Origin of the sequence: Bradyrhizobium sp. Arg816, assembly GCF_029989365.1 — a bacterium.
In the GTDB taxonomy this organism is placed as follows: domain Bacteria; phylum Pseudomonadota; class Alphaproteobacteria; order Rhizobiales; family Xanthobacteraceae; genus Bradyrhizobium.
Map to the genome: position 1 here is coordinate 146,388 of NZ_JAPRAQ010000011.1, position 12,314 is coordinate 158,701.

Annotated in this window: 9 protein-coding genes; 2 read left to right on the plus strand and 7 right to left on the minus strand. The window is 65.9% G+C overall.

The window, feature by feature from the left end; translation table 11 throughout:
• The first annotated feature begins 3 nt into the window (after positions 1 to 3).
• Positions 4 to 1,560 carry an MDR family MFS transporter gene (locus tag OWC48_RS26085; protein WP_282522533.1) on the plus strand — a complete coding sequence of 519 codons (1,557 nt, stop codon included), beginning with the start codon at positions 4 to 6 and terminating at the stop codon, positions 1,558 to 1,560.
• Positions 1,561 to 1,692: 132 nt separating this feature from the next.
• On the opposite strand, the gene OWC48_RS26090 is transcribed toward OWC48_RS26085, so the two are convergent.
• The 6 genes from OWC48_RS26090 to pcaF form a co-directional block, all read right to left on the minus strand.
• Entirely contained in the window at positions 1,693 to 2,784 is a 1,092-nt protein-coding gene (locus OWC48_RS26090; RefSeq protein ID WP_282522534.1) for a phosphotransferase, read from the minus strand.
• A 48-nt stretch (positions 2,785 to 2,832) separates the two neighbouring features.
• Positions 2,833 to 4,524, minus strand: coding sequence for a methyl-accepting chemotaxis protein (locus OWC48_RS26095; protein ID WP_282522535.1), 1,692 nt, complete (start codon positions 4,522 to 4,524; stop codon positions 2,833 to 2,835).
• A gap of 264 nt (positions 4,525 to 4,788) precedes the next feature.
• Positions 4,789 to 5,391, minus strand: a complete 603-nt coding sequence (gene pcaG / locus OWC48_RS26100; RefSeq protein WP_282522536.1) for a protocatechuate 3,4-dioxygenase subunit alpha — start codon at positions 5,389 to 5,391, stop codon at positions 4,789 to 4,791.
• A 1-nt stretch (position 5,392) separates the two neighbouring features.
• The gene (gene pcaH, locus OWC48_RS26105; RefSeq protein ID WP_282522537.1) at positions 5,393 to 6,094 is read right to left on the minus strand and encodes a protocatechuate 3,4-dioxygenase subunit beta; all 702 of its coding nucleotides are present in this window, start codon (positions 6,092 to 6,094) and stop codon (positions 5,393 to 5,395) included.
• 119 nt (positions 6,095 to 6,213) lie between these two features.
• Positions 6,214 to 7,107 carry a dioxygenase gene (locus OWC48_RS26110; protein ID WP_282522538.1) on the minus strand — a complete coding sequence of 298 codons (894 nt, stop codon included), beginning with the start codon at positions 7,105 to 7,107 and terminating at the stop codon, positions 6,214 to 6,216.
• Positions 7,108 to 7,323: 216 nt separating this feature from the next.
• Positions 7,324 to 8,532, minus strand: a complete 1,209-nt coding sequence (pcaF, locus tag OWC48_RS26115) for a 3-oxoadipyl-CoA thiolase (RefSeq protein ID WP_027542154.1) — start codon at positions 8,530 to 8,532, stop codon at positions 7,324 to 7,326.
• A gap of 216 nt (positions 8,533 to 8,748) precedes the next feature.
• Between pcaF and mutS the strand changes: the two genes are divergently transcribed.
• The gene (gene mutS, locus OWC48_RS26120; protein WP_282522539.1) at positions 8,749 to 11,484 is read left to right on the plus strand and encodes a DNA mismatch repair protein MutS; all 2,736 of its coding nucleotides are present in this window, start codon (positions 8,749 to 8,751) and stop codon (positions 11,482 to 11,484) included.
• Between the two features lie 32 nt (positions 11,485 to 11,516).
• Here the strand turns inward: mutS and OWC48_RS26125 are convergent, their stop codons facing one another.
• Positions 11,517 to 12,233, minus strand: a complete 717-nt coding sequence (locus tag OWC48_RS26125) for a hypothetical protein (protein WP_282522540.1) — start codon at positions 12,231 to 12,233, stop codon at positions 11,517 to 11,519.
• Positions 12,234 to 12,314: the final 81 nt, after the last annotated feature.

Consider the following 12,314-nt stretch of genomic DNA (forward strand, 5'->3'; position numbering starts at 1 on the left):
CCGATGTCCGGCCCCAATGCCAGCCTGATGGTCCCCGGCCTGCGCCGGAACATGGTGACGATCTGCGCCATGACCGCGACCATCATGCAGGCGCTGGACACCACCATCGCCAACGTCGCCTTGCCCTACATGCAGGGCACGCTGTCGGCCTCGCAGGACCAGATCAACTGGGTCTTGACCTCCTACATCGTCGCCGCCGCGATCATGACGGCGCCGGTCGGCTGGATCGCCAACCGCTTCGGCCGCAAGCGCATCTTCATCATCTGCGCGGCCGGCTTCACCTTCGCGTCCGTGCTGTGCGGGCTGGCGCAGGACATCAACCAGATGGTGCTGTTTCGTCTGCTGCAAGGCGTGTTCGGCGCAGCCCTGGTGCCGTTGTCGCAGTCGGTCATGCTCGACTATTACACGCTCCAGGAACGCGCCAAGGCGATGTCGATCTGGGGCATGGGCGTGATGATGGGCCCGATCATGGGACCCTCGCTCGGTGCCTGGTTGACCGAGACCTATTCCTGGCACTGGGTGTTCTTCGTCAATTTGCCGTTCGGCGCCATCACCGTGCTCGGCCTGATCGTCTTCATGGACGAGACCAAAAAGGATATCAGCCTCAAATTCGACTGGTTCGGCTTCGCCGCGCTGGCGATCGCGATCGGCTCGCTTCAACTGGCGCTGGACAGGGGCGAGCAACTGGGCTGGCTCGAATCCAATGAAATCATCGCGGAGTTCATCGTCTCGGCCGTCGCCTTCTACTTCTTCCTCGCGCACTCCTTCACGACCTCGACGCCGTTCATCCGCTTCGCGCTGTTCAAGGACCGTAACTTCGTCACCGGCTGCATGTTCATGGTCGTGATGGGGCTCGTGCTGTTCTCGACCATGGCGCTGGCCTCGCCCTACATGCAGAACGTAATCGGCTATCCCATCATTACCGCCGGCCTGCTGCTGGCGAGCCGCGGCTTCGGCACCTTCTTCGCCATGATGCTGGTCGGCCGCATGATGCGCTATATCGAGGCGCGCACGCTGATCATCACCGGCCTGACGCTGACCGCGGGCTCGCTGTTCCAGATGACCGGGTGGACCGACCTGACCCAGGTGCCGGAGATCGTCACCGTCAGCGTCATCCAGGGCTTCGGCTTCGGCCTCGTCTTCGTGCCGCTCTCGACGGTGGCGTTCCTGACCTTGTCGAACGAGCTGCGCACCGACGGCACCGCGATGCTGACCCTGATGCGCAACGTCGCGAGCTCGGTCGGCATCTCCGTCGTCATCGCCGAGCTGACGCAGGGAACGCGGCGGACCTACGCGATCCTGTCCGAATACATCAACCCGTTCAACCACGCGCTCCAGATGCCCAGCGTCAGCGGCATGATCGATCTTTCCACCAACACTGGCCGCGCCATGGCCGACAGGATGGTCAGCGTACAGGCGCAGATCATCGCGTTCGCGCACGACTATATGCTGGTGATGATCTTCATCCTCTGCACCATCCCGCTCGCCTTGTTGATCGGCTCGACCAAGGCCACGCTGCGCAAGCAGGCGGCCGGGCCGGAACATGCGGTGATGGAGTAGGCACAGGTGTCATGCCCCGGCTTGACCGGGGCATCCAGTACGCCGCAGCGTCTCCGAATCCCACAAACGTCTCTGGAATACTGGGTCGCCCGGTCAAGCCGGGCGACGACAGCGAGCGGGCGGCACGAGCTTCTACAACAACTCCTCGCAGCCCAAATCCTCGACCGCCATCATCACCCGTTCCAGATTGTTCCACCAGATCACCGGCGGGATGTTGACGCTCCACTGCCAAACCGGCTTGGTGATGTGCCAGAGCACCGACAGACGATAATCCTGATCGAGCGCCCCGCGCGTGTAACCGCTGACGCCGTTGGCTATCAGCGTCTCGTGGTAACGATTGAGCAGCGCCCGCTCGAGCGCCTGCCTGCGATCTGGATACCATTGCATCGCCATCATGTAGGCGAGGTCGGTGGTCGGCACGTTGATGCCCCAGAGGTCGAAATCGAAGATGCGCACGCTATCCGCGACGCTGGCGCGCGGCAGCAGAAAATTCCAGGTATGCGCGTCGCCGTGAGTGATCGTAGCGTGGCGGCGAGAGTGGTAACGCTGGGATAGCCGGACCGACTGATCGATGAGGCGGCGGTAGAGGATGCGGCGCTCTTCGCTGAGGCGGTCGCCGAGCAGGTCGGCGAAGCGATCGTAATGGCCGGCGAAAGTCTCCATGTGGCTTGCGCTGTCCTCAGTGCTCGCCCAGGTGCCGGCAGTCTCGCCGAGACCGGGATGGTCCCACCACGCTGCATGCATGCGGGCCAGCGTGGTGGCGATCGCCATCGCCGGCGCGCGCGAGGGCGGCAGCGGCCATTGCGTCGCGATCTCATGGCTGTCGGTGAGGTCCTCGAGCAGCAGATGCCAGGTCTGGCTCTCTTCGTCGAAATGACCGTCGAAACAGCGCGGCACGAGCCCCGGCGGCATCTGCGGCGCAAGCTTCGTGTAGAAGGTCACTTCGTGCCGGCCGCCATTTGCAAGCGTCTTCGCGAAGGCGGAATGCGCGGTCTTCAGGATCAGGGATTGCGGCGCACCCGCAGACTCCCCGACATAGCGCAAGCCGAGTCGCACGATGTGCGACAGAATCGTGTCACGCTCATGCAGCACCTTCACTTCGCGGACAGCGCCACGATCCAGCGCGCCAGCCTTGCGTAACGCAGCTGTAAGCTGAGCAGGCTCAGTGATCCCCGTCAGTTGCGGATTGGTCATGAAAGCCACGATGCCCCCGTCCCGCGCCATACTGCACGATCACGACCCCGGGCACCAGCCGCAGACCTCGCGCCCGACTCAAGCCGCAGCGGTCGAGTCGCGCACGGTCCTCACCACGACCGACCGCAGCGATTCCAGGTTGGCCGCCATGCCCGCAATCGCCTGCCTCACCTCCGTGGCGCGCTCGTCCACCGAGGCGGCGTCGCGGCTGACATTGGCGATCTTGGCCGAGACCTCCTTCGCAGCGGATGCCGATTCGGAAATCGACCGCGCGATCTCCCGCGTCGCGGAGTCCTGCTCTTCCATCGCCGCCGCGACCGAGGTCGCCACGCCGTCGATCTCGACGATGTGGCCTCCCATCGTCTCGACGGCATCGACCGCGGCCTGGGTCGAGGCCTGAACCTCGGCGATCAGGCGCCCGATCTCTTCGGTGGATTTGGCGGTCTGGTCGGACAGGGATTTCACTTCGGCCGCAACCACCGCAAAGCCGCGGCCGGCCTCTCCGGCCCGCGCGGCCTCGATCGTGGCATTGAGCGCCAGGAGGTTGGTCTGGCCGGCGATGCCGCCAATCAGGTCGGAGACCTCCGCAATCTTCTTCACCGCGCCCGCCAGCGCCTGGATGGTCGAACGCGCCTGCTCGCGGCCCGCGACCGCCGATTTCGTGACCGTGCTGGTCCGCGCCACCTGCGTTGCGATGTCCCGGATCGAGGCGCTCAGTTCTTCGGCCGCGGCCGAGACGGTCTGCGAACTGCCCAGGGCCTGGGTGGACGCCGAGGCCACCGCCTGCGACTCCGCGGACAGCGACCGGGCGATCTCGGACAGGCTGGAGGCGGCCCGTTCGACGCCCTGGCTCGCCACGCTCGCAGAATCGACCGAGCGGCCGGTCTCGCGCTCGACGGTCTCGGCCATCTGGTGCAGGGCACCGCGCTTGGCCGTCGCGGCCTCCTGTTCCTTCCGCAACTGCTCCTCGCGCAGGCGCGAATTCTCGATCGCCCCTTGCTTGAACACCTGAAGCGCCCCCGCCATCGAGCCGACCTCGTCCTGGCGATGCGCGAAGGGGATCACGGCAGCGAGATCGCCGGTCGCGAGCTTCTGCATCGTGTCCGTCATGCGCACGATCGGGCGCACCACGCCAAGCGCGACGCTGAGCAGGCCCGCGGCAATGAGGGCCAGGACGGCCGCGGAGACGCCGAGGAGAATATAGAGGATCGAGCTGTCGCGTTCGGCGGCCAGCTTCTCCATGTCGGCATTCTGCTTGTTGGCGCTCTCGACGATGCTGTCGATGACGGCGCGGTGTGCGGTATAGGCGCCCTTGAGCTGTGCATAGGCGCGTTCGGCGCCGGCCACGTCCTTGGCTTTGAGGGCCGGCAGGAGCTGGTCGGACAGAAGCCTCCAGAACTTCTGCACCTCGGCGTCGGATTTCGACACCAGCGCCGTCTTCAGATCGGTGGAGAGGCTCGAGGTGGTCCAGAATGCCTTGCGCTCGTCGTAATCCTTGCGGAGCTGGACTAGGCGTTCGCCATGGGCCGCCAGTTGGTCCGGCTCGCGCATGGCGAGCGTGGCCTCGAGATAGGCTTCGATCACATATTCGGGCGGCGGCAGGATGTCCGCGATGAGGTCGTTGCCGAGCTTGATGTCGGAATAAAGCGGACCGCCGACCTTGAGCTCGCGCAGGGCGTAAAGGCTGGTCGAGACGACGGCAGTAAAGCCGATGGCGAGAACGATCCCGAATGCAATGACCGCAGAAGAAAGCGAGAGACGAATTTTCATGGAGCAATCCAATGGCGCAGGTCGAAATCCGAACGGACCCTAAACAACTGCGGTAAACACGGGATTGCTTCGCGCGGAAATTGTATCCCGCGGGCACCGGAAAATTACGGAAACAGGACGTCAAACAGTCGGTTTTGAGTCAGCGAGACTGGCTCACGGCACGGAGAGAAACCTCCCAGCCCCGATTCAACGCGGCAACCAGCTCAGTTGCGCTGGATGAGAAACGCGTGGCGGCCGCCGATATCGCCGTCACGCGTTGCTGCCTCACATGTCGAAGAAGACCGTCTCGTCGTCGCCCTGAAGCCGCAGGTCGAGCCGATAGACCGCCTTCCCCGCCTCGCGCGTCGCGACCAGCGTCGCGCGTCGATCGGCCGGCACCAGTCCCAGCACGGGATCGGCGGCGTTACCGGCCTCGTCGCTGAAATAGATGCGGGTGTAGAGATGCCGCAGCATGCCGCGGCCGAACACCGCAAGCACGATGTGCGGCGCCTGTGGCTTGCCGTCGGGATCGGGCACCGCGCCCGGCTTGACGGTGTCGAAGGAATAATTGCCGTCCTTGTCGGTGCCGCAGCGGGCAAAGCCGCGGAAGCTGGCATTGGGCAGCGCGCGCTTGTCCTGGGGGTCGGCGAAGCGGCCCTGCGCATCCGCCTGCCAGATCTCCAGCATGACGTCGGGCACCACGACGCCGTCGCCGTCGAACACGCGGCCTTCGATGCGGACGCGATCCCCGGTGACGTCGGGCGTCAGCGTCGAGTTGGTGAACGCGTCGTTCCAGGCGTATTCGCCGGTCGGCGTCAGGCCGTATTTGAAGAACGGACCGACGGTCTGCGACGGGGTGATCCCGTCTGGCTTCACAGAATCCTGCACCTTAGTGGTTCTCCATGGGCGTGGCGTTCTTGCCGCGCAGCACGATGTCAAAGCGGTAGCACAGCGCCCATTCGGGCTGGGTGTTCTCGAGGTCGAATGACGACACCATCCGCGCCCGCGCCTTTTCGTCCGGCACCGAATTGAAGATCGGGTCGAACGGGAACAGCGGGTCGGCAGGGAAATACATCTGCGTCACGAGGCGCGTGACGAAGGAATGCCCGAACACCGACAGATGGATATGCGCGGGACGCCAGGCGTTGTGGTGATTGCCCCAGGGATAGGCGCCGGGCTTGATGGTGACGAAACGGTAGTAGCCGTCGGCATCGCTCACGGTGCGGCCCGCGCCGGTGAAATTCGGATCGAGCGGCGCCGGATGCTGGTCGCGGACGTGAACGTAGCGGCCGCAGGAATTGGCCTGCCAGATCTCGACCAGCGAGTTCGGCACGCCGCGGCCGTCCTCGTCGCGGACATGGCCATGCACGATGATGCGCTCGCCGATCGGCTCGCCGGTATGCTGGGTGGTGAGATCGGCATCGCCCTCGCGCACGGTCTCGTGGCCGTAGACCGGGCCGGTCAATTCCGACAGCGTGTGGCGCATCGGGATCAAGGGCTTGTTCGGCGCGCGCTTGATCGAGCTCTTGTATTCGGGCGACAGCGGCAGCGGATGCGCCTTGTTGCTGTCGACGGGGTAGATGAATGTCATTGGCGAACTCCTCCCCGGCCATTTTGCTCCGGCCGGTCAACGCTTCCCCCGATCATTATAGAACATAACTAATCTAGGGAAGCGGGTTTGGCAGGCGTCCTGCGCCCGGCAGGACCGCCCTATTTGATCGGCGGACGCGGCAGCACGGCCTCACCGGCCTCCAGCCGGTAGGTGTGGTCGAGCGAATACCAGGGCGTCGCGACGTCGAGCGCGGTCGGATGCGGCGTGTCATGGCGTTGGAACTTGCCGATCAGCGCCTGCGTCACCCCGAACTGCACGTCGCTGTCGATATGCGGGTCGGCGGGGTCGTAGACCTGCGAGATCAGCACCTTGAATCCGGGCTTGAAGACCAGCGCGTGCAGATGCGCGGGCCGATAGGGATGCCGGCTCTGCGCCTCGAGCAGGCGGCCGACCACGCCATTGGTCGGGATGGGATAGCCGACCATCATCACCGAGCGGAAGGCGAAGCGCCCATCCTGGTCGGTCGTGAACTTGCCGCGCAGGTTCATGTCGGCCTGATCAGGGTCCTGGTTCTCGTAGAGACCGACCGGCGAGGCGTGCCAGACATCGACCTCCGCACCGGCGACGGGACGGCCGTCTTTGTCGACGACGCGGCCGCTGACGAACAGCGGCGCGCCCGGCGTCTCCGAGCGCACGATCGAGCCGCCATTCTCGACCCGCGGCGAGTTCAACCGCCAGAACGGGCCGAGCAGCGACTGATCGGTTTCGGTATTACCCTGATCGCCGTTGTTGAGCAGGCACACCAGCGGCGAGACGCCGAGCGAGCCCGCCATCAGCACGACTTCGTTGTGCGTATCGGTCGTGAGCTTGCCGAGCTCGGCGATGACAGCGGTCGCGTCCCGGAACTCCTTCTCAGTCAGGCGGACATCGCGGACGAAGGCGTGCAGATGCTTGACCAGGGAGACCATGATCTGGCGCAGCCGCGGATCGGACGTCCGCTCCATCACCGCCAGTGCCGCGGCCGTGACGTCCTGCTCGCGCTCGATGATCATGGGGCAATCTCCAACCATCCGGTCGTTCCGGGCGCAAGTGGCAGGAGCGGCCCGGACTCTTCGCCTCTCCCCGCCTATGGGGAGAGAGGCCGGAATTTGCGACAGCAAATTCCGGGTGAGGGGGACTCTCCGCGAATCCGACTGACACCGTCCTTGCGGAGACTCCCCCTCACCCCAACCCTCTCCCCGCAAGCGGGGAGAGGGAGAGGAGAGAGTTCAGTTCAACTTCTCGATCGCGACCGCAACACCCTGGCCGACGCCGACGCACATGGTGGCTAGCGCGAGCTTGCCGCCGCGCTTTTCCATGCCGTGGACGGCGGTGAGCGCGAGGCGCGCGCCGCTCATGCCGAGGGGATGGCCGAGCGCGATGGCGCCGCCATGCGGATTGACGAAATCGGCATCGTCGGCAACGCCGAGCTGGCGCATGCAGGCGATGCCTTGCGAGGCGAAGGCCTCGTTGAGCTCGATCAGGTCAAAATCGCTGATCTTCTTGCCGAGACGCTCCATCAGCTTGCGGGTCGCCGGCACCGGGCCGATGCCCATGATGCGCGGCGGCACGCCAGCCGAGGCGAGGCCGAGGATGCGGGCGCGCGGGGTGAGGCCATGCTTCTTCACGGCGGCTTCAGAGGCCAGGATCATCGCGGCGGCGCCGTCATTGACGCCGGAGGCGTTGCCGGCGGTCACAGTGCCGGGATTGCGCACGATCGGCTTCAGTTTTGCCAGGCCTTCCAGCGTGGTTTCCGGGCGCGGATGCTCGTCCTTGTCGACCGTAATCGGGCCGGCCTTGCCGCCGGGGATGGTGATCGGCGTGATCTCCTCGGCGAAATAACCCGCCGCGATCGCCGCGCCCGCGCGCTGCTGCGAACGGATGGCGAAGGCGTCCTGGTCAGCGCGCGAGACCTGGAATTCCTCGGCGACGTTCTCGCCGGTCTCCGGCATGGCGTCGACGCCATACTGCGCCTTCAACAGCGGATTGATGAAACGCCAGCCGATGGTGGTGTCAAAAATCTCGGCGGAGCGCGAGAAGGCTTCCTGCGCCTTGCCCATCACGAAGGGCGCGCGGGTCATGGATTCAACGCCGCCCGCGATCGCAAGCTCGATCTCGCCGGAACGGATGGCGCGGCCGGCCGCACCGACCGCGTCCAGGCCGGAGGCACAGAGCCGGTTCAGGGTCTGGCCGGGAACCGAATCCGGCAGGCCCGCAAGCAGCAGTGCCATGCGCGCGACGTTGCGGTTGTCCTCGCCGGCCTGGTTGGCGCAGCCGAAGAAGACTTCATCGACCTGTGCCCAGTCGAGATTGGGATGCTTGGCCATCAGCGCCTTGATCGGGGCCGCCGCGAGGTCGTCGGCGCGTACCTTGGCGAGCGAGCCGCCGAAACGGCCGATCGGGGTCCGCACGGCATCGCAGATAAAGACGTCACGCATCGTTGTTCTCCCTGAATGCCGCGGTCCGGCCCAAATTCTTCAATGTCCGCGGAGTTTTAGGAGGGCGCCCGCGGCAGGTCAATTGACGGTTTCTTGCGTGTTCCGAGGGGTGCGCACGCTGCCAATGCATGCCGCGGTGCGGACAACGTGGAAAACCTCCCCTCGCCGGCCAAACCGGTAGGAGCAGGAGGCGAAATTTTGTAGGTTGCGCCGCCCATGACAATGCAACAGCCGATACCTGTGCCGCCCCCTGACGAAGCGCCCACGCTGCCGGCGGAAGCCATCGCGCGCGTCACGCCGATGATGGAACAGTACCTTGAAATCAAGGCGGCTCATCAGGGCCTGCTGCTGTTCTACCGGATGGGCGACTTTTACGAGCTGTTCTTCGAGGACGCCGAGATCGCGTCGAAAACGCTCGGCATCGTCTTGACCAAGCGCGGCAAGCATCAGGGCGCCGACATCCCGATGTGCGGCGTGCCGGTCGAACGTTCCGAGGATTATCTGCATCGCCTGATCAGCGCCGGCCACCGGGTCGCGGTGTGCGAGCAGACCGAGGATCCCGCCGCGGCGAAAGCGCGCGGCAACAAGAGCGTGGTGCGCCGTGGCGTGGTGCGGCTGGTCACGCCGGGGACGCTGACCGAGGACACGCTGCTCGATGCGCGCGCCAATAATTATCTGCTGGCGATCGCGCGCGCCCGCGCCTCCGGTGGCGGCGACCGCTTTGGGCTCGCCTGGATCGACATCTCGACCGCCGAATTCACGGTGATGGAATGCTCTAGCGGCGAACTCGTCGCGACGCTGGCGCGCATCAATCCGAACGAGGCGATCGTCACCGACGCGCTCTACAATGACAGCGAGCTCGGACAGACCTTGCGCGAGCTGCCGGCGGTGACACCGCTGACCCGCGACGTCTTCGACGGCGCCACCGCGGAAAAACGCCTGTGCGATTATTTCGCCGTCGCGACCATGGACGGGCTGGCGCAACTGACGCGGCTGGAGGCTACGGCAGCAGCAGCAGCCGTCACCTATGTCGACCGCACCCAAGTCGGCAAGCATCCGCCGCTGTCGCCACCCGCGCGCGAGGCCTCGGGCGCGACCATGGCGATCGATCCGGCCACCCGCGCCAATCTCGAACTGACGCGAACGCTCGCCGGCGAACGCCGCGGCTCGCTGCTCGACGCCATCGACTGCACGGTGACCTCGGCCGGCTCGCGCCTGCTGGCGCAGCGGCTCGCGGCGCCGCTGACGGACGCGCCCGCAATCGCGCGGCGGCTCGATGCCGTCAGCGCCTTCGTTGCGGACTCCGCTGCGCGTGAAGACATCCGCAGCATCCTGCGCGGCGCGCCCGACATGTCGCGGGCGCTGGCCCGTCTTTCAGTCGGCCGCGGCGGACCGCGCGACCTTGCCGGCCTGCGCGACGGCATCATCGCCGCCGACCAGGTGCTGGCGCGGCTTTCCGAGCTCGACCAGCCGCCGCAGGAGATCGCGGTGGTGATGGCGGCCTTGCAGCGTCCGTCGCGCGAGCTCGCATCCGAATTTGCCAGCGCGCTGGACGAGCAGCTGCCGCTGATCAAGCGCGACGGCGGCTTCGTGCGCCAGGGCTACGAGCCCGCGCTCGACGAAACCCGAAGCCTGCGTGACGCCTCGCGCCTCGTGGTGGCCTCGATGCAGGCGCGCTACGCCGATCATACCGGCGTCAAGGGCCTCAAGATCCGGCACAACAACGTGCTCGGCTATTTCGTCGAGGTCACCGCGCAGCACGGCGACAAGCTGATGTCGGCGCCGCTGAATGCGACCTTCATCCATCGCCAGACGCTGGCCGGACAGGTGCGCTTCACGACCTCGGAGCTCGGCGAGATCGAAGCCAAGATCGCCAATGCCGGCGACCGCGCGCTCGGACTCGAGCTCGAGATCTTCGAGCGGCTGTCCGCGAAGGCGCTTGATATCAGCGACGATCTGCGCGCCGCCGCCCATGCCTTCGCGCTGCTCGACGTTGCGACCTCGCTGGCCAAGCTCGCGATCGACGACAATTACGTGCGGCCTGACGTGGATGACTCCCTCGGCTTTGCGATCGAGGCCGGCCGCCATCCCGTGGTCGAGCAGGCCTTGAAGCGCAATGGCGAGCCATTCATTGCCAATGCCTGCGATCTCTCGCCAACACCCGCGCAAAAGTCCGGCCAGCTCTGGCTGCTCACCGGTCCCAACATGGCCGGTAAATCGACCTTCCTGCGCCAGAACGCGCTGATCGCGCTCCTGGCGCAGATCGGCAGCTTCGTGCCGGCGACGCGCGCGCGGATCGGCATCATCGACCGCCTGTTCTCGCGCGTCGGCGCCGCCGACGATCTCGCGCGCGGCCGTTCCACCTTCATGGTGGAGATGGTCGAGACCGCAGCAATCCTGAACCAGGCCGGCGAGCGTGCGCTCGTGATCCTCGACGAGATCGGCCGCGGCACCGCAACGTTCGACGGCCTCTCCATCGCCTGGGCCGCGATCGAGCATCTGCACGAGAGCAACCGCTGCCGCACGCTGTTCGCCACGCATTATCACGAGCTGACCGCGCTCTCGGCAAAGCTCCCGCGGATGTTCAACGCGACGGTGCGGGTGAAGGAATGGCAGGGCAATGTCGTGTTCCTGCACGAGGTGCTGCCGGGCTCGGCCGACCGCTCCTACGGCATCCAGGTCGCCAAGCTCGCCGGCCTGCCGCCGGCGGTGATCACGCGCGCCAAATCGGTGCTGGCAAAACTCGAGGCCCAGGATCGCGGCCAGACCGCCCGGGCGCTGGCCGACGATCTGCCGCTGTTCGCCGTGCCCTCGCGCGCCGCCGCGGAAGCCGCGCCGCCAAGCGAAGCCGAGCTCCTGATGGAAGCGGTGAAGGGCCTGCACCCCGACGAGATGTCCCCGCGCGAGGCGCTGGACGCGCTCTATGCGCTGAAGGCCAAGCTGCCGAAGTAGTTCCCGCGACGTGTTCGCCGGCGTACTGGCCGTCAGCGGCCCGCCCTGGCGAACGGCTCGATCAGCTTCAAGGTGGCGGCGAGGCGGATGCTGCGCTTGCCGGCAAGCGCGGTCGCTTCCATTTCGGCGCCCTTGTCATCGCAGCGGCCGGAGAAGCCGATCCCCACCTCATAGCCACCGAACAAGGGATGCTCGCTCTTCGCCGGCGTGTGTTCCTGATTGACGAATTCGCCCTTCCAGCGACCGTTCGCCGACGAATAGGCGCCGAGATAATAGAAGAAGGCATCGCCGCCGAGGATGCGGCCGTCGCGCAGCAACATCACGCCGGTATGGCCACCGGTAATTCCATCAAGCATCCGGGTGTCGATCGAATAGAGTCCGCTGACGATGCCGCCGTCGCCCACCGCACCGGGCGGCGGAACGTCATCGTCGCCGAGCGGCGTCATCACGGCGCGAAACACCGAGGCGTCCTCGACCACTTCTCCCTCGAAGCGGTAGAGCTTGCCCAGCTGTCGACCGCGAAAGCTGATTGTGACGGCGTCGGAACTAACCAGCGACCTGTGCTGCGGCGATCGGCTGTGGCGCTTCGTCCGAAGCCTGGCGACGATTTCGCCGTCCACAATCTCGTAGGTGCCGAAGTGCGCGAAGGCCGTGTTGCCGCCAAGCATTTTCCCGGCATGGGCGTACAGCACGCTGCGGCCGGAGCCGTCGTTGATATCGTATTCGACCTTGTACAATCCCTCCACCACACGCCCCGATCTTGCTCTGTTGCCAGTTTAGCGGGTCTGCCCGCCCCGGTAACTAACTATCCTGACGCAGGGCTGAGGTCC